This window comes from Streptomyces sp. NPDC051018 (assembly GCF_044456085.1).
Taxonomy (GTDB): domain Bacteria; phylum Actinomycetota; class Actinomycetes; order Streptomycetales; family Streptomycetaceae; genus Streptomyces.
The window spans coordinates 1-25,175 of sequence record NZ_JBITFN010000018.1 but is presented as its reverse complement, the minus strand read 5'-3'; the positions used below and the strand labels follow the sequence as shown (position 1 = coordinate 25,175).

General features: G+C 73.5%; 22 protein-coding genes. 8 read left to right on the top strand and 14 right to left on the bottom strand.

The features are described 5' to 3' along the window. Window positions 1–125: 125 nt before the first annotated feature. On the bottom strand, window positions 126–1,067 hold the full coding sequence (locus ACIBCM_RS26690) for an NAD-dependent epimerase/dehydratase family protein (protein WP_399247420.1): 942 nt from the start codon (window positions 1,065–1,067) through the stop codon (window positions 126–128). Window positions 1,068–1,469: 402 nt separating this feature from the next. Between ACIBCM_RS26690 and ACIBCM_RS26685 the strand changes: the two genes are divergently transcribed. Then, the gene (locus ACIBCM_RS26685) at window positions 1,470–1,955 is read left to right on the top strand and encodes an SRPBCC family protein (RefSeq protein ID WP_399247418.1); all 486 of its coding nucleotides are present in this window, start codon (window positions 1,470–1,472) and stop codon (window positions 1,953–1,955) included. A gap of 100 nt (window positions 1,956–2,055) precedes the next feature. On the opposite strand, the gene ACIBCM_RS26680 is transcribed toward ACIBCM_RS26685, so the two are convergent. Then, window positions 2,056–3,189 carry a PLP-dependent cysteine synthase family protein gene (locus ACIBCM_RS26680; protein WP_399247416.1) on the bottom strand — a complete coding sequence of 378 codons (1,134 nt, stop codon included), beginning with the start codon at window positions 3,187–3,189 and terminating at the stop codon, window positions 2,056–2,058. 200 nt (window positions 3,190–3,389) lie between these two features. Here ACIBCM_RS26680 and ACIBCM_RS26675 point away from each other — a divergent pair, with 200 nt between their 5' ends. Beyond that, the gene (locus tag ACIBCM_RS26675) at window positions 3,390–3,713 is read left to right on the top strand and encodes a hypothetical protein (RefSeq protein WP_399247414.1); all 324 of its coding nucleotides are present in this window, start codon (window positions 3,390–3,392) and stop codon (window positions 3,711–3,713) included. Window positions 3,714–3,962: 249 nt separating this feature from the next. Next, window positions 3,963–4,520, top strand: a complete 558-nt coding sequence (locus tag ACIBCM_RS26670; RefSeq protein WP_399247412.1) for an ATP-binding protein — start codon at window positions 3,963–3,965, stop codon at window positions 4,518–4,520. 291 nt (window positions 4,521–4,811) lie between these two features. Here ACIBCM_RS26670 and ACIBCM_RS26665 read toward each other — a convergent pair whose 3' ends face one another. From ACIBCM_RS26665 to ACIBCM_RS26645, 5 genes are all read right to left on the bottom strand, one after another. Beyond that, window positions 4,812–7,376 carry an ABC transporter permease gene (locus tag ACIBCM_RS26665; protein WP_399247410.1) on the bottom strand — a complete coding sequence of 855 codons (2,565 nt, stop codon included), beginning with the start codon at window positions 7,374–7,376 and terminating at the stop codon, window positions 4,812–4,814. Further along, complete coding sequence (locus ACIBCM_RS26660) at window positions 7,373–8,197, bottom strand: ABC transporter ATP-binding protein (RefSeq protein ID WP_399247625.1); 825 nt, start codon at window positions 8,195–8,197, stop codon at window positions 7,373–7,375. Before ACIBCM_RS26660 ends, ACIBCM_RS26665 begins: the two co-directional genes overlap by 4 nt. Window positions 8,198–8,271: 74 nt before the next feature. After that, a complete protein-coding gene (locus ACIBCM_RS26655) occupies window positions 8,272–8,580 on the bottom strand; it encodes an SHOCT domain-containing protein (RefSeq protein WP_399247408.1) in 309 nt (102 codons plus the stop codon). A gap of 134 nt (window positions 8,581–8,714) precedes the next feature. Beyond that, entirely contained in the window at window positions 8,715–9,587 is an 873-nt protein-coding gene (locus ACIBCM_RS26650) for a YhjD/YihY/BrkB family envelope integrity protein (protein ID WP_399247406.1), read from the bottom strand. A 79-nt stretch (window positions 9,588–9,666) separates the two neighbouring features. Next, window positions 9,667–10,881, bottom strand: coding sequence for an ROK family protein (locus ACIBCM_RS26645; protein WP_399247404.1), 1,215 nt, complete (start codon window positions 10,879–10,881; stop codon window positions 9,667–9,669). 120 nt (window positions 10,882–11,001) lie between these two features. Between ACIBCM_RS26645 and ACIBCM_RS26640 the strand changes: the two genes are divergently transcribed. Then, window positions 11,002–12,468 carry an MFS transporter gene (locus ACIBCM_RS26640; protein WP_399247402.1) on the top strand — a complete coding sequence of 489 codons (1,467 nt, stop codon included), beginning with the start codon at window positions 11,002–11,004 and terminating at the stop codon, window positions 12,466–12,468. 114 nt (window positions 12,469–12,582) lie between these two features. Next, window positions 12,583–12,873: a DUF6332 family protein gene (locus tag ACIBCM_RS26635; protein WP_399247400.1), complete on the top strand. Its 291-nt coding sequence runs from the start codon at window positions 12,583–12,585 to the stop codon at window positions 12,871–12,873. Here ACIBCM_RS26635 and ACIBCM_RS26630 read toward each other — a convergent pair. From ACIBCM_RS26630 to ACIBCM_RS26620, 3 genes are all read right to left on the bottom strand, one after another. Further along, window positions 12,834–13,499 carry a response regulator gene (locus ACIBCM_RS26630; protein ID WP_399247398.1) on the bottom strand — a complete coding sequence of 222 codons (666 nt, stop codon included), beginning with the start codon at window positions 13,497–13,499 and terminating at the stop codon, window positions 12,834–12,836. The two genes, ACIBCM_RS26635 and ACIBCM_RS26630, sit on opposite strands and share 40 nt — an antisense overlap. A 113-nt stretch (window positions 13,500–13,612) precedes the next feature. Then, on the bottom strand, window positions 13,613–14,848 hold the full coding sequence (locus tag ACIBCM_RS26625; RefSeq protein ID WP_399247396.1) for a sensor histidine kinase: 1,236 nt from the start codon (window positions 14,846–14,848) through the stop codon (window positions 13,613–13,615). A 124-nt stretch (window positions 14,849–14,972) separates the two neighbouring features. After that, on the bottom strand, window positions 14,973–15,671 hold the full coding sequence (locus ACIBCM_RS26620; RefSeq protein WP_399247394.1) for a TetR/AcrR family transcriptional regulator: 699 nt from the start codon (window positions 15,669–15,671) through the stop codon (window positions 14,973–14,975). 313 nt (window positions 15,672–15,984) lie between these two features. Here ACIBCM_RS26620 and ACIBCM_RS26615 point away from each other — a divergent pair, with 313 nt between their 5' ends. Beyond that, entirely contained in the window at window positions 15,985–16,434 is a 450-nt protein-coding gene (locus ACIBCM_RS26615) for a nitroreductase family deazaflavin-dependent oxidoreductase (RefSeq protein WP_399247392.1), read from the top strand. 458 nt (window positions 16,435–16,892) lie between these two features. Here the strand turns inward: ACIBCM_RS26615 and ACIBCM_RS26610 are convergent, their stop codons facing one another. Next, the gene (locus ACIBCM_RS26610) at window positions 16,893–18,272 is read right to left on the bottom strand and encodes a geranylgeranyl reductase family protein (protein ID WP_399247390.1); all 1,380 of its coding nucleotides are present in this window, start codon (window positions 18,270–18,272) and stop codon (window positions 16,893–16,895) included. 109 nt (window positions 18,273–18,381) lie between these two features. On the opposite strand from ACIBCM_RS26610, the gene ACIBCM_RS26605 reads away from it, so the two are divergent. Next, window positions 18,382–19,746, top strand: coding sequence for a dipeptidase (locus ACIBCM_RS26605; protein ID WP_399247388.1), 1,365 nt, complete (start codon window positions 18,382–18,384; stop codon window positions 19,744–19,746). A gap of 252 nt (window positions 19,747–19,998) precedes the next feature. On the opposite strand, the gene ACIBCM_RS26600 is transcribed toward ACIBCM_RS26605, so the two are convergent. Then, entirely contained in the window at window positions 19,999–21,066 is a 1,068-nt protein-coding gene (locus tag ACIBCM_RS26600) for an NUDIX domain-containing protein (RefSeq protein ID WP_399247387.1), read from the bottom strand. 363 nt (window positions 21,067–21,429) lie between these two features. Continuing rightward, window positions 21,430–22,407 carry an ROK family protein gene (locus tag ACIBCM_RS26595; RefSeq protein ID WP_399247385.1) on the bottom strand — a complete coding sequence of 326 codons (978 nt, stop codon included), beginning with the start codon at window positions 22,405–22,407 and terminating at the stop codon, window positions 21,430–21,432. A gap of 211 nt (window positions 22,408–22,618) precedes the next feature. Between ACIBCM_RS26595 and ACIBCM_RS26590 the strand changes: the two genes are divergently transcribed. Further along, a complete protein-coding gene (locus tag ACIBCM_RS26590; protein WP_399247383.1) occupies window positions 22,619–23,599 on the top strand; it encodes a LacI family DNA-binding transcriptional regulator in 981 nt (326 codons plus the stop codon). 82 nt (window positions 23,600–23,681) lie between these two features. On the opposite strand, the gene ACIBCM_RS26585 is transcribed toward ACIBCM_RS26590, so the two are convergent. Next, complete coding sequence (locus ACIBCM_RS26585) at window positions 23,682–24,989, bottom strand: DUF6986 family protein (protein ID WP_399247381.1); 1,308 nt, start codon at window positions 24,987–24,989, stop codon at window positions 23,682–23,684. Between the last annotated feature and the right edge of the window lie 186 nt (window positions 24,990–25,175).

Here is a 25,175-nt window from a genome sequence, read left to right as displayed (position 1 = left end):
CCGGCGTCACCGTGGGGAACACGCCGGAGCGGTGAGGAACCCGCCCGCCGCCCTTGCCGTGGAGTGTCCCCTTCCCGCAGCGTACGAACGCCGGTACCGGGCGACGACGGGCGCGGGCCCGGGTGTCACCCCGTGGACGTCACGCGCTCACGCCACCAGTCCACGGTCGCCCCGACCTGTTCACCGACGGGGGTGGCCCGTACCGCGAACGCGGCTTCGTAGGCGCCGGAGTCGACGACGAACGGACGGTCGAACTGGTACCGGATCTCCTTGAGTTCACGGATCAGCGGGGAGAAGACCGACAGGACACCGAACACGGCGCCCGGAAGCCCCCGCACCGCGACGGGGCCCGATCCCGCCCGGGCGGCAAGGCGGTCGACCATCTCCCGGCTGGACAGCGCGGGCGCCGTCGGGACGTGCCAGGCCCGTCCCCAGGCCCGTTCCTCGCCCGCGACCTCCTCCAGGGCCCTGGCCACATCGGGGAGGTAGGTCCAGCTGTGCGGTGCCTCCGGATCCCCGAGCGTGGAGACCGGCCTGCCGCGCAGCACCCGTGGCACGACCCGCGCGGCCAGATGCCCGCCGTCGGTCACACCTGGTCCGAAGAAGTCCGAGGCCCGCACCTCGACCGCCCTGATGCGCCCCTGCTCGTGCAGCTTCCGCGCCTGCTCCCAGACGGCGGCGCGCACCCTCCCCTTGGTGCCGGTCGCCGCGAGCGGCAGCTTCTCGGTCAGGGGACCGTCCACCGGGCCGTAGCCGTAGAGGTTGCCGAGCAGGACGAGGACCGCGCCGGTCGCCTCGGCCGCCGCGCAGAGCGACGAGGCCAGCGGCGGCCATTGCCTCGCCCAGCGGTGGTAGGGCGGTGCGGCACAGCTGTGGATCGCGGCCGCGCCCCGTGACGCCTCGGTCAGCGCCGTGGCATCCGTCGCGTCCAGTACGACATGCTCGATGCCGGGTTCCGGTCTCCCGCCCGATCTGGTGACGACACGAACGGAGTGACCCTTCCCGGCGAGCAGCCGTGCGGTGGCCGCGCCGGCGGGTCCGTATCCCACGACGACATGGAGGTTCACACACGAACACTAGCGCGAGTACGCGGCTTCACGCCGAGTACCGGGACGCGCAAGACGGGTGCCGTCCGCTTCCCCGTGTCCGCGACCCGGTGACCGGTACCGGCCGGATCCGGGCATCCCGCAGCACCGGAAGGCCGGGACGGTACCCCTGCGTTGCCGACCGTCGCGCGGCGGCTCCGGTCCCCGGTCGGGGACCACGGGACACGGACCGCACCACGTCCGGTGACCGGCCCGCCCCGGGGCGGGGGGTTCCGCGCGGCGCCCGGGCCGGGGGTTCGGCGCGGCGGTTGGTCCGGGGCGCCCCGAACGCGGGCCCCTGCGTTCAAGGGACCGGTGGCGGCGGCCGTGAGCGCGCCAGCTATGGTGTTCGCGCCCTGTCACCCTGCCCGGGAGGTACGGTCCATGGCTCGTCGGCTTCAGCAGGTGGAACTCGGCTTCGTCGATACCGCACCCGTACGGCTGGTGCACTCGGCCGGTCTCTCGGCGGCCCCGGCGCTGGTGTACCGGGCTCTCGCGGAGGATGTGCCGGGCTGGACCGAGTGGTTCGACGCCGTCTCCCGGGCGATACCGACCCACGGAGGCGCGGGCCGGGACATAAGGCTCCGGATCGGTGCCTTCTTCTCGGAGACGATCCTGGCGACGGACCCCGGCGAGCGGTACGCCTATCGCGTCGACACGACCAATGTGCCGGGTCTGCGGGCGCTGTTGGAGGAGTGGCGGATCACCCCGGTGGAGGGTGGCGGCAGCCGGGTGCGGTGGACCTTCGCGGCGGACGGCTCGGCGCCGGCCCGGGCCGCGGTACGGCTCGCCGGGCCGGGGCTCGGAGTGTCCTTCCGGGGCGCGATGCGCAAACTGGACCGCAGGATCGGTGGCACCCCAGCGGGCTGACCGCACGCCCGGGCCCGTACGCAAGGACCACGACCACCGGGCGGCCCGGGCCGGTCCGGGCACGGCACCGGTCCCGCACCGCGGACCGGGCCCCCCGGGTTCAGCCGGTCCACTCCCCCGTGCTGAGGAACCGGTCGATCACCGCGGTGTACGGCGCGATGTCCAGCCCCTGTCCGGCGAGCCAGGCGTCGGAGTAGTACTTGTCGAGATAGCGGTCGCCGGGGTCGCACAGCAGGGTGACCACACTGCCCCGCCGCCCCTCGGCGAGCATCTCCCCGACGATTTTCAGCGCGCTCCACAGGCCGGTGCCGGTGGAGCCGCCCGCCTTGCGTCCGATGGCGGTGTCCAGCGCCCGTACGGCGGCGACGCTCGCCGCGTCGGGGACCTTCATCATCCGGTCGATGGCGCCGGGGACGAAGCTGGGTTCCATCCGGGGACGGCCGATGCCCTCGATCCGGGACCCCCGGTCGCTGGTGGCCCCCGGGTCGCCCCGGGTCCAGCCGTCGAAGAAACAGGAGTTGTCCGGGTCGGGCACACAGATCAGCGTGTCGTACTGCATGTAGTGCACATAGCGCGCGATGGTCGCCGAGGTGCCTCCGGTCCCGGCCGTGGCGACGATCCAGGCGGGCTCGGGATAGCGCTCCAGCCGCAGCTGCTGGTACATCGATTCGGCGATGTTGTTGTTGCCCCGCCAGTCGGTGGCCCGCTCCGCGTAGGTGAACTGGTCCATGTAGTGGCCGCCGGTCCGCTCCGCGAGCGCCGAGGACTCCTCGTAGATCCGGCGGTAGTCGTCCACGAAGTGACAGCGGCCGCCGTGGAATTCGATGAGCCGGATCTTCTCGGCGCTGGTGGTGCGGGGCATGACCGCCACGAACGGGACGCCGATCAGCTTGGCGAAGTACGCCTCCGAGACGGCGGTCGAGCCGCTGGACGCCTCGATGACGGGCTTGCCGGGCCGGATCCAGCCGTTGCAGAGGCCGTAGAGGAAGAGGGAACGGGCCAGCCGGTGCTTGAGGCTGCCGGTCGGGTGGGTGGACTCGTCCTTGAGATAGAGATCGATGCCCCAGTCCTCCGGCAGCGGGAACTTCAGCAGATGGGTGTCCGCCGAGCGGTTGGCGTCCGCCTGGACCTTTCGGACGGCGTCCTTCAGCCAAGCCCGGTAGTCCGGATCGGTGCGGTCGACATCTCCCGTCACCGTCGCCCCGCCCGTCGCCCGCTTCCCGCCAGTGCCCATGCCCGCCGTCCCTGTGCTCTGCTCGACTCCGTTTCCCGACTGTCACAGTAAGGCCCTCACCTGCGAAAACCCTCGCTTTGGGGATCCATAGGGCGCACTTGTGGGCAGGAATCACAGAGCACGGTCCGCATCCACTGGTGCACAGCCCCGGAGTTGTGCAGACTGCCAGCAGGTGTCGCGACGAAGGGGAGGAGGGGCCGATGGCCATGGCGGAGCCCGAATTCCGGGCCACAGGCGTACGGATCGAGCGGTGGCCTCGCTCGCTCACCAAAGCCGGACAGGTCCTCATCAAGGACGGCCGGCTCCAGCTGCTCACCAGCTACGGGCGGGTCATCGACAGCGCCCCGGTCCGGGCGGTCAGAGCGGGCCGGGCCCGGTTCACGGACGAGGCGAGCACGGCGGTGAAAGTCAACGGGAAGCGGTACCGGCTGACCATGGGTCAGCGCGACCGGGGCTCCGACGCCGAGACGCTCGCCGGCCGATTCCTGAAGGCCGTACACGGCGCGGGTGCCGCCGGGGACTGAGCCGCCGTACGGCACCGGGCCGGGGCCACCGCCGGGAACCGGCGGACCGGGAGCCCCGGTGCCGCAGCGCCTCGGGGGACGTCTGAGTTGCGGGACCGCTTTGGTGGGTTCACGCTTGTCTCACACCATCACTCAGGGTGCGCCGGCGGTAACGCTGTGATCCAGCCTCCGCCGGAACGATCAGCAGACAGCCACCTGCTGGATCCGATCCTCCGCCTTCTTCCGGACCTACTTCGGGGAGTCGCAGCCGTGATCAGCCAGCCAAGCAGGCACTGCACGGTGGAGCTCCAAGCCCTGCCGTCGCGAATCGGACAGGTCCGCAGAATCCTCTCGGCGCAGCTGCGCTACTGGCACCTCGATCCTCTGATCGATCAGGCCGCGCTCGGCGTCACCGAGTTGCTGACCAATGTCCATCAACACGCCGAACCCGACAAGGTGTGCACCGTGGACATCGAGCTGCTGCTCGACCGTCTCACGGTCTCCGTCCAGGACCACGACCCCCGGCTGCCGACGCTCCGGGACGGCGGCGATCTCTTCGCCACCTCCGGCCGGGGACTCGGACTGATAGCGGCCGTCAGCGAGAACTGGGGTGTACGGCCCCAGGGCGACCTGGGAAAGGTCGTCTGGTTCTCGCTCACCGCGGCCCCGCCCCCGGTGATGCCGGGTTGGCGTTCGACCGTCCTCGAAGGGGTGGGGGACGGGCACCTCTCCCCCACCCCGCGCCCACTCGACACGCATGCTCCGGCGGCCGGGGCGCTGGACGCGGTACGCGAACACGCGGGCGCCCGGTCGTCCGTCGGAGGCTGACCGGGCGGGGGCCCGGGTGCCTTCCGGCCGGGCCCGTACGCCCGCGGGCCCGGCCGGGTGCGCCCGCGAACCGGTGCGCGTACGCCTCCGGCGCGCGCTCGTTCCCCTTCCACGGCCGGGGGCTTCGGGCTGACGGGGAGTCCGGGCTGAAGTCCGGGCGCCTCCTGGCTCGGGCGCCTCCGCCTCACGCTCGTGCCCCTCCGGCGCGTGCTCCCGCCCCTTCCACGGCCGGGAGCTTCGGACAGGAGGCCGGGGACCGCCGCCCGTCCGGCCCGGGCGGCGGGGTGGGCCTCACTCCACGGCGATGGCGCGCAGCACGTCCAGCCGGGCCGCCCGGCGCGCGGGCCCCCGGGCCGCGACCGCTCCGGCGGTCAGCCCGACCACCGCGACCAGCGCCAGCCGCACGGGCGGTACGGCGAAGGCGAACGCCGTGTCACCGGCGTTCCCCGACGCCTTGACGAGGACCCAGCCGAGCAGTGCGCCGAGCGCCAGCCCGCCGGCCGTGCCGAACGCGGCCACCAGGAGCGACTCGTAGCGCACCATCGCCCGCAGCTGCCTCCTGGTCTGGCCCACGGCCCGCAGCAGCCCGAGTTCCCTGGTGCGTTCGTGGACGGCGAGGGTGAGGGTGTTGGCGATGCCCAGCAGGGCGATCACCACGGCGAGCGCCAGCAGGGCGTAGACCAGGGTGAGCATCATGTCGATGGCACCGGCCGCCGACCGCGCGTACTCGTCACGGGTCTGGATCTCGGGGTCGCCGTACGCCCGTGCGGTCTGCACCACGGCCGCCTTGCCCTCGGCGGTGGACACCCCGTCCCGGAAGGTGACGGCGATCAGCGTGTCGGAGTCCCGGCCCCGGTGCGGTGCCCAGGCGTCACGGGTGATCACATAGTCGCCGGCCAGCCGCGACTGCTCGTACACGGCACGGACGGTGAACGTCCTCTCCGTTCCGTCGGTGAAGGCGAGTGTGACGGTGGAGCCGGGCCGCCAGCCGTGTTCACCGGCCTCGTTCGCGGCCACGGCCAGGCCGTCGGTGCCAAGCCCGCCGAGTGATCCGCGGACGGTCCCGAGGTCGAAAGCGGTGGCGAGCGCTGCCGGGTCGGTCACGGTCAACTGCCGTCCCGCGCCGTCCACCTCGGCGACTCCCCTGCCCAGTCCGACGGCGGACGCCACCTCGGGCCGCCGGGCGATCTCCGGGGCCAGCCGGGGACTGAGCCCGCTGCCGCCGGCGCCGAACGCCGGGGCGCTCACCGCGACATCGCCGGCGAAGGAACGCGAGACCGTCCGGTCCATGGTTGCCTTCAGCGAAGCCCCGAAGACCGTGAACAGGGCCACGACCGCTACCCCGGTCATCAGTGCCGTGGCGGTGGCGGCGGTGCGCTTGGGGTTGCGCAGGGCATTGCGCCCGGCCAGCCGGCCGGGGGCACCGCACAGCCGGGCGAGCGGAGCGCCGAGGACACCGACGACCGCCGCGGACACCACCGGTCCGAGGACGACGAAGGCGGCCAGGGCGAGTACGGCGCCGGTCGCCGCGAGGACGACGGAGGGTGTTACGACCGTGCCCAGCACCACGGTGCCGGTCCCGGCGAGTGCGACGGCCGCTCCCGCGTACGCCCGGGTCCGGGAAGCCGCCGACCGGTCCACGGCGCTCTCGCGCAGCGCGGCCAGCGGTGCGGTCCGGCCGGCGTGGACGGCGGGCAGCAGCGCCGAGCCGAGGCAGACGATCACGCCGACGGCCAGGGGCAGCAGCATCGAGGTCGCGCCGACGCGAAGTCCCCCGGCGGGGAAGGCGAAACCGGCCGCCGGGAAGAGGGCCCGGAGCCCGAGCGCGATCCCGATGCCGCCCGGCAGACCGGCGGCGGACGCGGCCACCGCGACGACGGCGGCCTCCGCGAGGGTCGATCCGACGATCTGGCGGCGAGCGGCGCCGAGTGCTCTCAGCAGGGCGTTCTCCCGGGTGCGCTGGGCGATGACGATCGTGAAGGTGTTGTGGATGGAGAAGGTCGCGACCAGCAGCACGATGCCGGAGAACACCAGCAGCAGTGTGGTGAACAGATCCAGGAACCGGCCGGAGACCTGGTCCCGGTTCTCCTCGGTGGCCTCCTGGCCGGTGATGGCCTCGACGCCGCCGGGGAGTACGGAGGAAAGGGCCGCCACCAGTTCGCGCGGGCTCGTTCCGGGCGCGGCCCGCACCTGGATGGAGGCCGCCTCCCCGGGCTTCGCCGTCAGGTACTTCCCGGCGTCGGCGAGGGTCATACCGGTGAACGTCGTCCGGGCCATGCCGTCCTCGCCGCCGAACGTGGCCAGTCCGACGACGGTGACCTTCACGGGTTCGGGGGTCCGCAGGACGGTGGTGTCGCCGATCTCCAGCCCGCCCTCGCTCGCGGCGCCCCGGTTGACGACGACCTCGCCGCGGGCGGCGGGGGCGCGGCCCTCGGCGAGTTCGTAGGGATTGAGCCGGGGGTCCTCGATCCAGTTCCCGGCGAGGGTCGGCGGGCCCTGGCCGCCGACCGGTCCGCCGTCGGCGCCGACGAGCACGCCCGCGCCCTGGACGGCGGGCGCGGCGGCGGCGACCGCGGGGACCTTCTCGATCCGGCCGACGAGGTCCGTGGGCACCGGCTTTCGGGTGACCTCGCCGGAGACGGTGACCACATCGGTGGCGCGGACGACGGCGTCGGTGCCCCGGTTGGCCGTCGCGAACAGGGTGTCGAAGCTGCCGCGCAGGGTGTCGCCCATGACGAGGGTGCCCGCCAGGAAGGCCACCGCGAGGAGTACGGCGGTGAAGGTCCCCGCGAAGCGCCGCCGGTGGGCGCGCAGCGAGCCGAGGCCGATCCGCAGCCAGGTCCGGGTACCGCTCATCCCGCCACCTCCGCGGCGCCGCCCGCGCGCACCTCGAACGCCTTCATCCGGTCGAGTACGCGCTCGGCGGTGGGGTCCGGCATCCGGTCGACGAGCCGTCCGTCGGCGAGGAAGACCACCTCGTCGGCGTGGGAGGCGGCGACCGGGTCATGGGTGACCATGACGACCGTACGACCGGTGCTGCGGACCGTACGGCCCAGCAGGCGCAGCACCTCGTCGCCCGCGCGGGAGTCGAGGTTCCCGGTCGGCTCGTCGGCGAAGACGACGTCGGGCCGTGGGGCGAACGCCCGGGCCACCGCGACGCGCTGCTGCTGGCCGCCCGACAGCTCGGCCGGGCGGTGGTGCAGCCGGTCGCGCAGTCCGACGGTGTCGATCAGCGTGTCCAGCCACACGGGATCGGGCCGGCGTCCGGCGAGGTCCGCGGGGAGGGTGATGTTCTCGGCGACGGTGAGCGTGGGAATCAGATGGAAGCCCTGGAAGACGAAGCCGATGCGCTCGCGCCGCAGCACGGTCAGTCCGCGGTCGTCGAGCCCGCCGAGATCGGTGTCGCCGATGAGCGCGTATCCCGAGGTCAGGGTGTCGAGCCCGGCGGCGCAGTGCATCAGGGTGGACTTGCCGGATCCGGAGGGGCCCATGATCGCGGTGAAGCGGCCGGCCGGAAAGCCGAGGCTGACCCCGTCCAGGGCCCGTACCTCGGTGTCGCCGCGGCCGTAGACCTTCACGGCGTCGACGACCCGGGCGGCGGCGGGCCCGGAGCCGGAACCACCGCCCGTTCCACGGGCGGTGGTGGTCCGGGGGCCGGTGGGCCCGGCGGTTTCCACGAGCCCGCCGGGGGCCTCGGTCCGGTGGGAGCCCGCGGGACCCCCGGGGCGCGGGGCGGGGTCCGGCCGGCGGGTCATGCCCTGACCTCCCCGCCCGCGCGGCCGAACTGCTCGTCCAGGACGGAGAGCCGGCGCCAGTACTCGTCCTCGTCGATCTCGCCAGCCGCGAACCGGCGGCCGAGCAGGGCGATGGGCGAGTTCTCGCCATGAACGCCGGGCGGGGTGTGGCCGGTGTGCGACGGCCGCGGACCACGGCGTCCGCGCCACAGTCCGGTACGGCGCAGGACGGTGACGGCGCCGGTGATGACGGCCGCCCAGATCAGCGGAAGGAACAGGATCCACGGGCCGGGCCCGTGTCCGTCGGCGAACGCCAGGGTGTACATGTCGGTTCAGCTCCTCGGTGGTGGCCGTGCACGATGTGCCTGCCGTGTCACCTCCGAGGCTCCCGCCGGCGCCGGGTTCCGTCGTCGTACGGCCGGCGGCACCGTGCGTACCGCCCGGGGAGTACCCCGGGATCTCACGGCTGCTTCCGCCGCCCGGCCGGGGGCCGGGCCCCGAGTCCGCGCTCCAGCCCCCGGCGTACGCGCTCCTCGTGGACGAGCCGTCCCACCAGCGCGCCGCCGTAGACGACCACGCCGACGCCGACGAGCCAGGACTGGATGACGAGGACGGTGCCGAACGGGCCGTAGGTGACCGCGTTCGACGCGATCAGCGGGGAGAACACCAGCTGGGAGAAGATCCGCAGACCGAGCATGAAGAGCGCGGTCGCGACGGCCCCGGGCACGAGGGCGCGCCAGCGCACCCGGCCGCCGAGCAGCAGCCGCTGGGCGACCCAGAAGAACACGAACGTACCGATGAGATCACCCAGTGCCGCGCCGGCCGTGCCGAAAGAGCCGGAGGGCACCGGAGTGTTGACGAAGACCAGCGTGGCGAAGACGAGCAGGGCGAGGAAGACGATATGGCGCCACATGGTGTGCCAGCGGGCGGTGGGCAGGTCCCACACCTTCTCGTAGCCGGTCTGTACGGCGGAGCCGAAGGTGAGCCCGAAGACGGCGAGGGCGGCCAGGCCGAAGGCGGTGGTGCGCTGGAGCGCCGTGCCCGGCGGGGCGAAGAGCTGCTCGACCTGGTCCTGGGACGCCTGGGAGACGCCGAGTGCCTGGCCCAGCCAGCGGGCGAAGCCCTGGCCGCTGGCCGGGTCGGCCGCCGCGACGACCACCAGCAGTGGTACGAGGGTGAGGAAGCCGAGCGCGGCGAAGCCCATGGCCCGGTGCATCAGTTCCATCTCACGAGCGCGGTTCCAGCCCAGGCCGACGGGTGAGGAGACGATCCTGAGGTACCACCGCTGGAACCGGTGCGCGCGGAGCGGGGAGCCGGGGCGCTCGTGGGTCATAGCTCGTCGTCTACCCGCTCGGGGGCCGCGAGGCGTCCGGGGTGCCTCCACTCGGGTGGACCGGCCCGGCACCGGGGTCTCAGCCGAGCGCGCCGAGCGGATCGTCGAGTACGGGCTGCCACGCCAGCTCGGCCGCGCCCACCAGGCTGTTGTGGTCGAGGGTGCAGGCGAGGACGGGGACCCCGCCGCTCCTTCCCCACAGGCTGCGGTCGGCGACGACGGCACGCAGCCTTTCGGGGTCGGCGGCGAGGAGTTCGCGGTGGAGCCCGCCGAGGATGATGCGGTCGGGGTCGAGGATGTTGACGAGACCGGCGAGCCCGAGGCCGAGGCGGTCGAGGAGTTCCCCGACCGCGGCCCGTACGGCGGGGTCGTCGTACTCCGTGGCCAGGAGTTCCCTCGACTGCTGGAGCAGGGAGACCTCGGGTCCCGGGTCGCGCCCGGCGGCGGTGAGGAAGGCCAGCGGGTCGGTCTCGACGTCGAGGCAGCCACGGCTTCCGCAGTGGCAGGGGCGGCCCTCGGGGTTGACCGTGACATGGCCGACTTCCAGGGCGAGGCCGGAACCCCCGGTGTGCAGACGGCCGTCCACGACGAGCGCGCCGCCGACGCCCCGGTGTCCGGTGGCGACGCAGAGCAGGTGCCGGGCTCCGCGCCCCGCGCCGTGCCGGTGCTCGGCGAGTGCGGCGAGATTGACGTCGTTGCCGGTGAAGGCGGGCCCGGTGATCCCGGCGGCCCTGACGAGCCCGGAGAAGGTGTCGCGTACGGGTGATCCGGCCGGCCAGGCCAGATGGAGGGGGTTGAGCGCGGTGCCGTCCGGTTCGGCGACGGCGGACGGCACCGCCAGGCCCGCGCCGACGCACCGGCGTCCGCTCTCGCGCAGCAGGGCCGCGCCGGCGTCGACGACCGCGCCGATGACCTGGCCCGGGTCGGCGGAGACCGTGAGGGCGCCGGGCGTGGTGGCGAGAGTCCGGCCGCCGAGGCCCACGAGAGCGGCGCGGAAGCCGTCGGGGTGGACCTGCGCGGCGAGGACGACGGGCCCGGCGTCGTCGATGGACAGTCGGTGGGAGGGTCTGCCCTGGGAGCCGGTGGCCGCGGCGGGCCGGGAGTCGACGCGGATCAGGCCGAGGGCTTCCAGTTCGGCGGCGACGGCGCCTGCGGTGGCGCGGGTGACCCCCAGTTCGGCGGTGAGGACGGCCCGGGTGGGCGCGCGGCCCGTATGGACCAGTTCCAGAGCGGGGCCGAGCGCGCTGCGGCCCCGCTCCAGCCGGGATCTGGTGCTCGTCGCCTTGACGCTCATGGAGGCGAGTCTCCCATGATCCGGAGGCCGTGAGGCCGCGCCGGCCTGGATGGCGGGGGCGCTCGGCGGAGATATCCGGCCGCCTTGTCCAGAACCCCGCGCCCCGCCTATCGTCACTTTGTGCCGAAACCAAACAAAATACGTCCTCCCCGGTCCCGTGGCCCCGGCGGCACCGCCGCGCCGCCGCCCTCCGTGTCCAGTCTCCTGACCGCCCTCATCGTCTTCTTCGCCCTGGACGGCTTCCTCTTCGCGGGATGGGTCGTCCGTATCCCCGCCGTCAAGGAGCAGACCGGCGCCTCGGCGAGCGCCCTCGGACTCGCGCTCCTGGGTGTCTCGGCGGGAGGCGTGGTCACGATGATGCTCACCGGCCGCCTCTGCCGGCGCTTCGGCAGCCTCCCGGTGACCGTCGGGTCCGCCGTCCTGATGTCGCTTGGCATCGCGCTGCCGCCGCTGACCCGGGACGCCCTCACCCTCGGTCTGGTACTGCTCGTCTTCGGAGCGGCCTTCGGGGCGATGAGCGTCGCCCTCAACAGCGCCGCGGTCGAGGTGATCGCCGTCCTCGGCAGGCCCCTGATGCCCGCCCTGCACGCGGTCTACAGCCTCGGCGGAATGGCCGGCGCGGGGCTCGGCGCACTGGTCGCGGGCGGGCTGTCCGCCACCGCGCATCTGCTCTGGCTCACCGCGCTGGGGCTGCTGACCACGGCGATCGCCGGGCCCGCCCTGCTGCACCACCGCACGGTCCTGCCGGGGCATACGGCAGGCGGGCCCGGCACGGCAGACGCAGGCACAGGCACAGGCACAGACGCAGTGGCAGCCGAACCGAGTCTCACCAGCCCCGACGGCGCCGGGCAGGGCGCTGTGATCACGCAGGACTCCGGGGCGGGCCGCCCGGGGAGGGCCGACGGGACCGGGCAGGGCACGGAGAGCGCCGGCGGAACCGGGCAGGGCGCAGGGAGCGCCGTCGGCCGGGACCCGCGCCCCGGGCGTGCGACCGGTGGGGCCGGCGGGCACTCCCCGGCCGGCTCCACCCGGGTCTTCGTCCTTCTGTGCGGGGTGATCGCACTCTGCACGGCATACGGGGAGGGTGCGATGGCCGACTGGAGCGCGCTCCATCTGGAACAGGACCTCCACACGGGCCCCGGGGTCGCCGCTCTCGGCTACTCGGTCTTCGCACTCGCCATGACCGCGGGCAGGCTCTCGGGAACGTTCCTGGTGGAACGGCTCGGCCACACCCGTACGCTCGTCGCGGGCGGCACGACGGCCGCCGCGGGCATGCTGCTCGGCGCCCTCGCGCCCTCGGTCTGGCCCACGCTGCTCGGCTTCACGGTGGCGGGCCTCGGGCTCGCGAACATCTTCCCGCTCGCCGTTGCGAGGGCGGGCGAGATCGCGGGCCCCGCCGGAGTCGCCGCCACCTCGACCCTCGGCTACGGCGGGATGCTCCTCGGCCCGCCCGCCATCGGCTTCCTGGCCGACTGGTTCTCGCTGCCCGTCGCCCTCACCACGGTCGCCGCGCTGGCCGCGGGCGCGGCGCTCATCGGGTACGCGTCCCGGAACACCGCGCCGGGGGAACGGCGCCCGGCGCTCTGAGCCCGAACGCCCGGTTCCGGCCGCCGGGCGTCCGGAGAGCGCGGACGGGGGCGGGTGGTCCCGCTCTTGTCCGCCGGCCGCGGCCCCTGTGACACTGGGCCGGGGAGGCGGGCCATGGGGCGGCGTACACAGGCGGACCGGGACGCGGTGACGGTCGAGATCGGTTACGCGCTGGTGAGCGCCCTCTTCGTCGCCGCGGTCGCCTTCGGGGTGATCGCCGGGCCGAAGCTGATGTTCAGCATGCCGTACGCCGTGGAGCGCGGGCTGCTGCTCGGGGGCTGCGCGGCGGCCGTGCCGGTCTTCGCCCTGCGGGTGGTGACCGTGCTGTGCCGGTTCTCCCGTACCCGCGGGGGCCGGGAGCGCTCTCAGCCGAGCCAGCCGGGACGGACGAGCCCCGACTCATAGGCCAGAACGACGAGTTGGGCCCGGTCACGGGCGCCGAGCTTCACCATCGTGCGGCTCACATGGGTCTTGGCTGTCAGCGGACTGACGACGAGTCTGCGGGCGATCTCCTCGTTCGACAGCCCGATCCCGACGAGCGCCATCACCTCACGCTCCCGCTCGGTGAGACCCGCGAGCACGCCCGCCTCCGTGGGTGCCTTGGAACGGGCCGCGAACTCCGCGATCAGCCGGCGCGTCACCCCCGGCGACAGCAGCGCGTCCCCGCCCGTCACCGCCCGCACCGCGCGCAGGAGTTCATCGGGCTCGGTGTCCTTCACCAGGAAACCGGAGGCACCGGAGCGGATCGCCTCGAAGACGTACTCGTCGAGTTCGAACGTCGTCAGCATGACGACCTTCACCCCGGCGAGCCGCTCGTCCCCGGTGATCGCGCGGGTGGCGGCGAGCCCGTCCCGCACCGGCATCCGGATGTCCATCAGCACGACGTCCGGGCGCAGTTCGCGCACCAGCCGTACCGCCTCGTCGCCGTCGGCGGCCTCGCCCGTGACCTCGATGTCCCGCTGGGCGTCCAGCAGGGCCCGGAAGCCCGCCCTCACCAGCAGCTGGTCGTCGGCGAGCAGTACGCGGATCACGGCGTCTCCTTCGGTGTCGTGCCGCCGGGCCGGCGGCAGGCGCGTTCGCCCAGGGCCCTCTCCGCTCCCCGGAGCCCCGGCTCCCGCCGGGTGGAGTATCGCCTTCCCCCCGGTCACGGTGTTTCCCTCGGCTGTACGGGGAGGTCGGCGCGGACCGCGAATCCGCCGCCCTCCAGGGGAACGGCCTCGATCGTGCCACCCAGCGCGGCCGCCCGTTCCCGCATCCCGGCCAGTCCGTTGCCGCTGCCTCCCGCCTCGGAGCCGGTGGCCGGGCCGTCGTCGTCGATCCCGAGGGCGAGACGGCCGGGCGCGTAGGAGATCCGTACCCGGGCGGTGCGCGAGCCCGAGTGGCGTACGACGTTGGTCAGGGCCTCCTGCACGATCCGGAACGCGGCGAGATCGGTGCCCGGCGGCAGCGCGTAGGAAGTGCCCTCCGTCGTGACGGTGACGTCCAGTCCGGCGCTCGCGGCCTGGTCGACCAGTTCGGACATCCGGTCGAGCCCGGGTGCGGGGGTACGGGGGGCGTCGCCGGGAGCGCGGAGGCCGGCCAGGACCTGGCGCACCTCGCCCAGGGCTTCCTTGCTGGCCGCCTTGATGGTGGTGAGCGCGGTACGGGCCTGCTCGGGGTCGTCGTCGAGGAGCGCCAGGCCGACACCGGCCTGGACGTTGATGACGGAGATGGAGTGCGCCAGCACATCGTGCAGTTCGCGGGCGATGCGCAGCCGCTCCTCGGCGGCACGGCGCTCGGCGGCGGCGGCCCGTTCGGCCTGGGCCCTGGCCCACTCCTGGCGGCGTGCGCGCACCACCTCGGCGGTGGCGAGCACGGCCACGAACCAGGCACCGGTGCCCAGGTCCTGCCCCCAGGAGGCGGCCGTGTCACCCCTCGGCGGGAGATAGGCGTACAGCCAGTGCGCGAGCACCAGATGCGCCGCCCAGAATCCGCCGACGGCCCACCAGGCGGCCCGGCGGTGTCCGGAGGAGACCGCGGAGAACGTCGCGACGACGAGGACGAGGAAGACCGGGCCGTACGGATACCCGGCGGCGAGGTAGACCGTCGTGGAGGCGGCGGTGCCGACGACGACGGCGCCGGGCCACCGGTTGCGCAGCAGGAGCAGGGCGGGCCCCACGAGCAGCAGCACCCGTCCGAGTGCGTCGAGCGATTCACGGGTCCCGGTCTGGCTCCGGGCCGCGAAGCCCGTTCCCACCAGGACGAACAGCGCCACCAGAAGGGTCGACGGCCAGGGGACCCGGGCGGCGGCCCGCCGTTCCTCCCACAGGCGCAGCGGCGGTGGCCCTCCGGCCCGTGCCCAGGGGGGACCTGGGCAGGTGAGGGTGCGCGGCTCTTCCATACGGTCACGCTAGACCCGGGCGGGCGCCCCGGCGTCCGCCCCGTGGGGCGATCGGCCGTACTCCCCGGGCAGTACACGCGGGCGGGCGAGTACGCGCGGGCGCACGCTGTCCGGTGACGCGCCGCTACAGGGCGGGGCGCAGGCCGATCTCCTGGGCGAGCCGGGAGGCGGCCTGGGCGAAGAACGCGTCGCGCTCCTCGACGACCCGGTTGAACTGACCGAACACCTCGAAGGAGATCAGCCCGAAGAGCTGTGCCCAGGCGGCCACCAACGTGACGACGACGGCGGGCGGCAGGCCGGGGGCGAGGTCCGCGGCGAGGCGGTGGGCCTCGGGGCGCAGTTCCTCGTCGAGCGGGGGAAGCGCGAGGCCCTGGGAGGCGTAGGCGTCGCGGACGATGGAGATCAGTACGCCGCCGACGCGCGCGGCCGGGCCGACGGTGTCCATGGGGGCGGTGTAGCCGGGGACGGGTGAGCCGTAGATCAGCGCGTACTCATGGGGGTGGGCGAGGGCCCAGGCCCGGACGGCCGCGCAGACGGCGGACCAGCGGGCGCGGTGGTCCCGGGGGTCTGGGGCGGCGGCGAGGGCGGATTCGGCGGCGGTGCCGACGGCGTCGTAGGCGTCGACGATCAGGGCGGTGAGGAGATCGTCGCGGCTGGGGAAGTAGCGGTAGAGGGCGGAGGAGACCATACCCAGCTCACGGGCCACGGCACGGAGGGACAGCTTCACCGCGCCCTCGGCCGCGAGCTGCTTGCGGGCCTCGTCCTTGATGGCGGCGGTGACTTCGACACGGGCCCGGTCCCTGGCCCCACGGATCGTGGTCATACGCGCAGTCTTCCATGTGTCGGAGCACTGATCAATTTCGAGAGCACTGCTCTGTGGATGGAGCGGTGCTCGTCGAGTGGGAGAGGCGATCTAAGAGGTGATCGGCGCACCGGAATGAGAGCGCTGCACTATTCCGAGAGCAGTGCTCTTGCTTTGGAGCAGTGATTCGTGCACACTGATCTCAAGCGAGAGCAGTGCTCTCGAAACAGATCACTGCACCGGCCGTACGCACGATCTGCCGTTCGCCAAGCACCACGGCGCACCGCCGTGCGACCCCCCGTACCGTGCCGACACCCGAAGCCCAGGAGCCCTCATGTCCCAGACCCACTACATCAAGCCCGGCCGCCTCGACAGCGTGTTCAACGGCGCGGTCGGCTGGCTCGCCCGGCGCGGCATCAGCCTGATGGGCACCGCCGAGCTGTCCGTCCGGGGACGTACGAGCGGTGAGTGGCGGAGCATCCCGGTCAACCCGCTCCCCTATGAGGGCGGCCCGTACCTCATCTCCGCACGCGGCCACTCCCAGTGGGTCCGCAATCTGCGCGCGGCCGGCGGGGGACGGCTCAAGCTGGGGCGTAGGACACAGGAGTTCACCGCGGTCGAACTGCCCGACGCGGAGAAGCCCGAGCTGCTGCGCATTTATTTGGAGCGGTGGGGCTGGGAGGTCGGCCGCTTCTTCGGCGAGGTGAACGCCAAGTCCACCGACGAGGAACTGCTCGCCGCCGCCCACAAGCACCCGGTCTTCCGGATCACGGTCTCGGGATGAGCCCCGGGGACCGCCAGGTGCCGACGGTGGTCTCCACCGACTACGGCAGCGGACCGGGGACCCCGGCGCGGGCCGGAGGTCAGGGCGGCGAACGGTGCGACTGCCTGCCGCCGCCTCGAAACCCGGGCCGCCCGGATACGCGCGGACCGGCGCCACCCTGGACGCGTAACCGGGGCCCTGCCCCGCACGGGCCACACGGCGGGCTCCCGGACCAGGCGGCCGGACCTCGGGGCCACGCGGCCGGGACGCACAAGCCGGTGCCCCTTCGCCCGCCCCGGATACGCCCCGCCCTGCCGGACCAGGACCAGGACCAGCACCTCCCGGCCGGATCCGCCGACGCGTCGGCCCGGGTCGCCACCTCTCCCCCGGCGCCCGGGTGCCCGATACCCGTCCGGCTCCCGGCAGGGGGTGCCGCTCCTTCCGGACCCCCGCCCCGGCCGGCGTGCCATCCCTCCGTGCTACGCCTCCGTGTCCCGGCCCGGTTGCCGTTCCGTCCCCGGCTTCGAGTCGGACCTCGACCCCGGCTCCCGCTCCGACTCCGGCTCCGGGTCGGCCTTCGGCTGGGAGACCGCCACCCGGCGGTCCAGCGTCTCCAGGGCCCGGCGAGCCACCCCGCTGCCACGCACTATCCCCGCCAGCGTCGTCGACCCGCGGGTGATGTCGGCGAAGACCCGCCAGGCCGGGCGCAGTCCTGTGATCGCCGCGTGGATCAGGCCCGGGCGGCGCTCGAAGACGGCGAGCATCCGCCGCCCCACGGCCATCTCGACACCCAGGCCCGCCTTGATGGCGAAGGCGTAGTTCAGCGCCTGCCGCCGCGCGTCGACGGCGTCGTGGGACTCGGCGATCCGCACCGCCCACTCCCCCGCGAGCCGGCCCGAGCGCAGCGCGAAGGAGATCCCCTCACGGGTCCACGGCTCAAGCAGCCCCGCCGCGTCCCCGCATACCAGGACCCGGCCGCGCGAGAGCGGTGAGTCGTCGCTGCGACACCGGGTCAGATGGCCGGACGAGATGGCCGGTTCGAACCCGGCGAGCCCCAGCCGGGCGATGAAGTCCTCCAGATAGCGCTTGGTGGCGGCGCCCTCGCCCCGTGCCGAGATCACACCGACCGTCAGCGTCCGCCCCTTGGGGAACACCCAGCCGTAACTGCCGGGCATCGGGCCCCAGTCGATGAGGACACGGCCCGCCCAGTCCTCGGCCACGGGCTCCGGGACCGGGATCTCCGCCTCCAGACCGAGATCCACCTGATCGAGTTTCACCCCGACATGCGCTCCTATCCGGCTGGCGCTGCCGTCGGCGCCGACCACCGCGTGCGCCAGGATCGACTCGCCGCCGGAGGTGACGACGGCGACCGTGCGCCGGTCCGGTACGGCGGGGCCGTGCTGCTCGACACGGGTGACGGCGACTCCGGTACGGAGGGTGGCGCCGGCCTTCTGCGCGTGTTCCACGAGCAGGGCGTCGAAGTCGGGCCGGTTGATCAGCCCGAACAGCATCTTCCTGGAACGCCTCGTACGGGTCAGTCTGCCGTTCAGGGAGAAGGTGACCGCGTGCACGCGGTCGCGCAGCGGCAGCTCGAACCCCGGCGGCAGGCTGTCGCGGGACGGGCCGATGATCCCCCCGCCGCAGGTCTTGTAGCGCGGCAGTTCGGCCTTCTCCAGCAGGAGCACCCGGCGTCCCGCCACCGCCGCCGCATAGGCCGCGGACGCCCCAGCGGGTCCCGCGCCGACGACGACGACGTCCCACACCGGGTCGCTGTGCCCATCTGCTTCTGCCCCTGCCCCGGTGACACCGTTCTCACTGCTCACGATGTGGTTCTGCTCCCGATCCGACGCGTGCCCCATGGTCTCGACGGCATCCTACGGCGCGGCCGTCCCACAACGCTGTGGCAGGATCGACCGCGCATTCGCCGTACACAAACAGCACAACGCAGCACCCACGAGGAGCGTGCCCATGTCCGCCCATCCGATTGCCGGGACCGTCGCCTCCCTCCTGCCCCGGGCCAAGGCGGAGCTGACGGAACTGGTGGCGTTCGCCTCGGTCGCGGATCCGGCGCAGTTCCCGAGGAGCGGGTGCGAGGCGGCGGCCGGCTGGTGCGCGGACGCGCTGCGGGCCGAGGGTTTCCAGGATGTCGCCGTACTCGACACCCCGGACGGCACACAGTCCGTGTACGGGTTTCTGCCCGGCCCGGAGGGCGCGCCGACCGTGCTGCTATACGCGCACTACGACGTACAGCCGCCGCTGGAACCCGACTCCTGGGTGTCCCCGCCGTTCGAGCTGACCGAGCGCGACGGCCGCTGGTACGGCCGGGGGGCCGCCGACTGCAAGGGCGGGTTCATCATGCATCTGCTCGCCCTGCGCGCGCTCAAGGCCAACGGCGGTGTGCCGGTGGGCGTGAAGGTGATCGTCGAGGGTTCGGAGGAGCAGGGCACGGGCGGCCTGGAGCATTACGCCGAGGAGCACCCCGGACTGCTGACGGCCGACGCCATCGTGATCGGTGACTCCGGCAACTTCCGGGCCGGGCTGCCGACGGTGACGGCGACCCTGCGCGGTATGACCATGATGCGGCTGAGGATCGACACCCTCGAAGGCAATCTGCACTCGGGGCAGTTCGGCGGGGCCGCGCCGGACGCGCTGGCCGCGCTCATCCGCGTACTGGACTCACTGCGCGCCGAGGACGGTTCGACGACCGTGGACGGCCTGCCCGCCGACGAGACGTGGACCGGGCTCCGGTACCCGGAGGAGGACTTCCGCGGGGACGCGAAAGTGCTGGACGGGGTGGAGCTGATCGGCTCGGGCTCGGTCGCGGACCGGATCTGGGCCCGGCCGGCCGTGACCGTCCTGGGCATCGACTGCCCTCCGGTCGTCGGGGCGACCCCGTCGGTGCAGGCGAGCGCGCGGGCGCTGATCAGTCTGCGGGTGCCGCCCGGCCAGGACGCGGCACGGGCGACGGAACTGCTCTCCGCCCATCTGCGGGCGCACACACCGTGGGGCGCGAAGGTGTCGCTGGAGCAGGTCGGCCAGGGGCAGCCGTTCCAGGCGGACACCGGCAGCCCGGCGTACACGGCGATGGCCGACGCCATGCGGGCGGCCTATCCGGGCCAGGAGATGCAGACCTCGGGCATGGGCGGATCGATCCCGCTCTGCAACACGCTGGCAGCGCTCTACCCGCAGGCCGAGATCCTGCTGATCGGCCTCAGCGAGCCCGAGGCACAGATCCACGCCGTGAACGAATCGGTCTCGCCGGACGAGTTGGAGCGGTTGTCGGTCACGGAGGCGTTGTTCCTGCGCAACTACGCCGCGTCCAGGAAGGTGTGACGCGGCGGCAGGCCCGTGGTTGGGCGCCCGACGCCTCGTCGCGCTCCAGGTGCGCCCGGCGCCACGGCACCGGATCCGGTCTCGTCCCGCGCGGTCCCGTAGGGGGCTGAGTCCCGGGTACGACAGGTGTTTCAGGCGGCGGCATCACCCGAAGGGGTGAAGCCCGCACGGCGGGCCACCGGAACGGCCCGTGCCGGACGGCGTGTGCGCGCCGGGCGGTGGAGGCGACGCACCGGGCGGCGGGGCAGCGGGTCAGCCGATCGGAACACCTGCCTCCATGTTGAGCACGGTCCCCCGTTCACGGGCCCGCAGCGCCCAGCGGAGCCGTTCGTACCGGTTGGGCGGGAGCAGATGCGCGGCCTCCCGCTCACCGACGAACCGCCAGTCGCGCAGCTCCGATCCGGGCAGCCGTATGCGTTCCGCTTCCTCGCCGTTGAGCCTGCCGCCGTCGAAGATCAGCCGGAGACCGCCGAAGCCGGGTGGCCGGGGCGGTTCCCAGTCGACGACGAGCAGTCCCGGCACCCTCTCCAGCGCGATGCCCAGTTCCTCGGCGACCTCGCGCATCCCGGCGCGGGCGGGCGCCTCTCCCGGTTCCACGACCCCGCCGGGAAACTCCCAGCCGGGCTTGTAGGTGGGGTCGACGAGCAGTACCCGGTCCTGGTCGTCGAAGAGCAGCACCCCGGCGGCGAGGGTCTCGGCGGCCGGTTCGGGGGTCTGGACGATCTCGCAGACGGACGCCTCTCCCGTGCGGACGGCCTCGGCGATCCGGTGGGCGGTGCGGCCGGGGTCGATCCGGCTGTTGTCGACGACGAGCGCGTCGGCGCGGATCCAGCGGGTGAGCGCGGCGAGATAAGGCTCGATGTGGTCGTAGCACCACTGCACGCGGGCCGGTCCCGCGGGGTCCGCGGGCTGCCCGGCGGAGGTGGCGTCCAACTGTTCCCGCCGTTCCCGGACGGCGATCCGTTCACGCAGGATCGTTTCCTCCGGATGGAGCAGCACATGCCGTACGGAGATTCTGCGCGCGGCCAGACCGCCGAAGATCTCGTCCCGGTACTCCTGTCGCAGCAGTGTCATCGGCACCACCAGCGTGCCGCCCAGTTCGCCCAGCATCGCCGCGGCCGTGTCCACCACGAGCCTGCGCCAGATCGGCAGGTCCTGGAAGTCGCCCACTTCGTCGAGCCGCTTGGGCGGCAGTTGCAGACTGAGCCCCTCGCCGGTGAGTTCGGGGTCGTACAGCGTGCTGTTCGGGATCAGATCGATCAGTTCGCGCGCGGTGCTCGTCTTGCCCGCTCCGAACGCACCGTTGATCCAGACGATCACGGTTCCCCCTCTTCGATAGCCCACAGTGGATTGCCCGGAACACCCTGCCACGTAACGTGCGGAGGGCGTTCGGCGGTGGTACGTCCCGCTTCCGGGGGCGCTCGGCGGACGGCCGCGGTACGGAACGGGTCCCCCGGTACGGGAGGGTCCGGGCGGGCAGGGGCGTGGATCCGTCCAACCGGCGGGGTACTCGCCGTCCGCTCCGCCGATGCCGTGTCAACCCGGCCGGTACGCCCGGCGCTTGGGGCTCGTGGCCCGCGTTCGGGCAACAGCCGGTACCGCCGCCGGAGACGGCCGGTGACCCGCCCCCGCGCGCGGGTTCCGCGGCGCCCCGCCCGCCCCGCCCCCGCTCGGCCCGGCGCGTCAGGGAAGGCTGCCCACGACCGGGGGCCCGCTCGCCACTGTCCCGCCGGGTCTGCCCAGCAGCGCGGCCGCCGCCGCGCCGACGAGCCCGGCGTCGGTGCCGGTGAGGGCCGGGGCGACGGTCAGCCGCCGGACGAAGGAGAGCGTCGCGTACTCCCGGAGGCTGCGGCGCAGCGGGGTGAAGAGCACCTCTCCCGCGCCCGCCACTCCCCCGCCGATCACCGCGATCTCTATCTCGACGAGGGTCGCGGTCGCGGCGATCCCGGCGGCGAGCGCCTGGGCGGCCCGTTCGAACGAGGCGAGGGCGACCGGATCCCCGGCCACCGCGGCCTCGGCCACCGCGGCGGCCGAGGTGTCGCCGTCCGGTCCCGGCCGCCAGCCGCCCTCCAGGGCCCGCCGTGCGATGTTCGGCCCGCTGGCGATCCGCTCCACGCAGCCGCGCGCACCGCAGGGGCAGGGGTCTCCGTCGAGGTCGACGCTGATATGGCCCAGATGACCGGCGTTGCCGGTGGGACCGGGGTGCAGCCTGCCGCCGAGGACGAGCCCGCCTCCGACGCCGGTGGAGACGACCAGGCACAGAGCGTTGCCGTAGCCCCGGGCCGCGCCCTGCCAGTGCTCGGCGGCCGTCATGGCCACACCGTCGCCGACCAGCCGGACCGGGAGCCCGCCGCAGAGCCGTCCCACCCGGGACACCAGCGGGAAGTCGCGCCAGCCGGGGACGTTGACCGGGCTGACGGTGCCGGCGGAGGCGTCCACGGGACCGGCGCTGCCGATGCCGACGGCCGATATCCGCCCCCACAGGGGGGTGGCGGACAGTTCGGCGACGACCGCGCCGACGGCGGCCATCACCGTCTCGGCGCCCTCGTGCGCGGGTGTCGGACGCTGGGCCCGCAGACGTATACGGCCGCCGCCGTCCACCAGCGCGCCTGCGATCTTGGTTCCGCCGATGTCGAGCGCGGCGACGAGGTCGGTATGCATCGCTGTGGGATCCCCCGGGACACTGGTCGGACCTGCGGCTTCGGGAACAGTTTCTCCCGCCCTGACAACGTTGTCCAGGCCCTATGCTCGACCGCACACTCGCACATACCGTACGACGACAGGACTGCGCACTGTGGCCGATACCGACCGTTTCCCGTATGTCTCCACCCGCCCGCGGGGCCCGGAGTCCCGTTACGGGAATCGGCCCACCATGAAGGACGTCGCGGCCCGGGCGGGCGTCGGCCTCAAGACCGTCTCCCGTGTGGTCAACGGCGAGCCGGGCGTCACCCCCGACACCGAGCGCCGGGTCCAGGAGGCCATCGAGTCCCTGGGGTTCCGCCGCAACGACAGTGCCCGGGTGCTCCGCAAGGGCCGTACGGCCTCCATCGGCCTGGTGCTGGAGGATCTGGCCGATCCCTTCTACGGGCCGCTGTGCCGTGCCGTGGAGGAGGTCGCCCGCGCCCACGGCGCGCTGCTCATCAACGGTTCGAGCGCCGAGGACCCGGACCGCGAGCAGGAGTTGGCCCTCGCGCTCTGCGCCCGCCGGGTGGACGGTCTGATCGTGATTCCGGCGGGCCACGACCACCGCTATCTCGAACCGGAGATCAAGGCGGGGATCGCCATGGTCTTCGTGGACCGGCCGCCCGGTCGGATCGACGCCGACGTGGTCCTGTCGGACAGCTTCGGGGGTGCCCGGGCGGGCGTGGCGCATCTGATCGCGCACGGCCACCGCCGTATCGGCTTCGTCGGCGACCAGCCCCGTATCCACACGGCCGTCGAACGGCTCCGGGGCTATCGCACGGCCATGGAGGAGGCCGGGCTCGCCGTCGACGACTCCTGGGTCTCCCTCGGATCGACCGCGCCCGGCCGGGTACGCCCGGCCGTGGCCGGCATGGTCGCGGGCCCGGAACCGGTCACCGCGGTGTTCGCGGGCAACAACCGGGTGACGGTGACGGCCGTACGCGTCCTGGCGGAACACGGCCGTCCGGTGGCGCTGGTCGGCTTCGACGACATCGAACTCGCCGATCTGCTCGGCATCACGGTCATCGCCCAGGACTCGGCGACCCTGGGCCGCACGGCGGCGGAGCGGCTGTTCCGCCGGCTCGACGGCTTCGACGACGAGCCCGCGCAGACGGCGCTGAAGACGGTGCTGATCCCGCGCGGCTCGGGCGAGATCCCGCCGCCCGCGTAGCACCGGCGCCGGTGACGCGTGGGCCGGGACGGATGAGCCCGGACGCATGAGTTCGGACGGGGAACGGGGAGGGACCGGCCCGTCAGACCGCCCGGCGCTCGGCGGCGAAGCCCTCCAGTTCCGTACGGGTGAGCCCGGTGAGTCCGGTGACCTCGGCGGGATCGAGAGCGCCGCAGTCGAGCCCGCGGAGGAGATAGCCGCTGAGGGCCCTGGCGGTGGCGGGCTCGTCCATGACGTCGCCACCGGTCCGGCCGGCGTACGCGGCGAGACGGGCGGCGGCCCTGTCGAGCCCCTCGCGGTAGAAGGCGAACACGGCGGCGTACCGGGTCGGGAGATGGGCGGGGTGCATGTCCCAGCCCTGGTAGTAGGCGCGGGCCAGCGCGCGCCGGGTGAGGCCGTAGTGGAGGCGCCACGCCTCGTGCACCCGGTCGGTGGGGCCGACGGGCAGGACGTTGGTCGAGCCGTCACAGACGCGGACGCCGGTGCCCGCCGCTGCGACCTGCATGACCGCCTTCGCGTGGTCGGCGACGGGGTGGTCACTCGACTGGTACGCGGCGCTGACGCCGAGGGCCGCGCTGTAGTCGAAGGTGCCGTAGTGGAGGCCGGTGGCCCTGCCCTTCGCGGCCTGGATCATCCGCGCGACGGTGGCGGTGCCGTCGGCCGCGAGGATGGCCTGGCTGGTCTCGATCTGGATCTCGAAGACGATCCGGCCGGCGTCCAGGCCGTGCGCCTTCTCGAACTCCTCCAGCAGCCGGACCATCGCGGTGACCTGCTCGGCGTACGTCACCTTGGGCAGAGTGAGAACCAGGCCCCCGGGCAGGCCGCCGCCCTGCATCAGCCCCGTGAGGAAGATGTCGAGGGTGCGGATGCCCCGGTCCCGTACGTCCGCCTCCAGGCACTTCATCCGGATGCCCGTGTACGGGGCGGCCGTTCCCGCGTCCGGCCGGCCGGCGGCCTCCCCGCGGGCCTCGTTGACCAGCCGGGCCGCCCGGGCGGCGTGGCTGTCCTCGTCGGCATCGGTCCGGCCGCCGTAGCCGTCCTCGAAGTCGATACGGAGGTCCTCGACGGGCTCCCGCTCCAGCTTGGCCCGTACGCGGGTGTGTACGGGCTCGGCGAGGTCCTCCGGGAGGCCCAGGGCGGCGGCGAAGGAGGCGGCGTCCGGGGCGTGTTCGTCCAGTGCGGCGAGCGCCCGGTCGCCCCAGGAGCGGACCGTGTCGGCGCCGTAGACGTCACCCGGTACATAGACGGTGTGCACGGGCCGGCGGGTGCCAGGGTCTCCGGGGTAGCGGCGGGCCAGCTCGGCGTCGACCGGTGCGAGACCGGCGCCGACGGCCCCGGTGACCGCTCCGGTGAGGCTGGTCGCCACCTTCTCCTGCCGCCCCATCGCCATACCCTCCCATTTCCGCTGACCGGAATGATTCATCCGTATGGCGAAGTTAGTTGGCGCCTCGATCCCCGTCAATGGTGATCCGGAACGGCGGGGGCCGCGCGGCGGGTTTGCCGTGCGGCCCTGGGGCGGAGCGTGCGTGCGGGTCAGCCCTTGCGCTGGTTGATCTGCTCCGTCAACTGGGGGAGG

Excerpts from the sequence above, each read along its gene's own strand:
- ACIBCM_RS26685 (WP_399247418.1), top strand. The coding sequence starts at position 1,470 with ATGGCTCGTCGGCTTCAGCAGGTGGAACTCGGCTTCGTCGATACCGCA.
- ACIBCM_RS26680 (WP_399247416.1), bottom strand. The coding sequence starts at position 3,189 with ATGGGCACTGGCGGGAAGCGGGCGACGGGCGGGGCGACGGTGACGGGA.
- ACIBCM_RS26675 (WP_399247414.1), top strand. The coding sequence starts at position 3,390 with ATGGCCATGGCGGAGCCCGAATTCCGGGCCACAGGCGTACGGATCGAG.
- ACIBCM_RS26665 (WP_399247410.1), bottom strand. The coding sequence starts at position 7,376 with ATGAGCGGTACCCGGACCTGGCTGCGGATCGGCCTCGGCTCGCTGCGC.
- ACIBCM_RS26655 (WP_399247408.1), bottom strand. The coding sequence starts at position 8,580 with ATGTACACCCTGGCGTTCGCCGACGGACACGGGCCCGGCCCGTGGATC.
- ACIBCM_RS26650 (WP_399247406.1), bottom strand. The coding sequence starts at position 9,587 with ATGACCCACGAGCGCCCCGGCTCCCCGCTCCGCGCGCACCGGTTCCAG.
- ACIBCM_RS26645 (WP_399247404.1), bottom strand. The coding sequence starts at position 10,881 with ATGAGCGTCAAGGCGACGAGCACCAGATCCCGGCTGGAGCGGGGCCGC.
- ACIBCM_RS26635 (WP_399247400.1), top strand. The coding sequence starts at position 12,583 with ATGGGGCGGCGTACACAGGCGGACCGGGACGCGGTGACGGTCGAGATC.
- ACIBCM_RS26625 (WP_399247396.1), bottom strand. The coding sequence starts at position 14,848 with ATGGAAGAGCCGCGCACCCTCACCTGCCCAGGTCCCCCCTGGGCACGG.
- ACIBCM_RS26620 (WP_399247394.1), bottom strand. The coding sequence starts at position 15,671 with ATGACCACGATCCGTGGGGCCAGGGACCGGGCCCGTGTCGAAGTCACC.
- ACIBCM_RS26615 (WP_399247392.1), top strand. The coding sequence starts at position 15,985 with ATGTCCCAGACCCACTACATCAAGCCCGGCCGCCTCGACAGCGTGTTC.
- ACIBCM_RS26610 (WP_399247390.1), bottom strand. The coding sequence starts at position 18,272 with ATGGGGCACGCGTCGGATCGGGAGCAGAACCACATCGTGAGCAGTGAG.
- ACIBCM_RS26605 (WP_399247388.1), top strand. The coding sequence starts at position 18,382 with ATGTCCGCCCATCCGATTGCCGGGACCGTCGCCTCCCTCCTGCCCCGG.
- ACIBCM_RS26595 (WP_399247385.1), bottom strand. The coding sequence starts at position 22,407 with ATGCATACCGACCTCGTCGCCGCGCTCGACATCGGCGGAACCAAGATC.
- ACIBCM_RS26590 (WP_399247383.1), top strand. The coding sequence starts at position 22,619 with ATGAAGGACGTCGCGGCCCGGGCGGGCGTCGGCCTCAAGACCGTCTCC.
- ACIBCM_RS26585 (WP_399247381.1), bottom strand. The coding sequence starts at position 24,989 with ATGGCGATGGGGCGGCAGGAGAAGGTGGCGACCAGCCTCACCGGAGCG.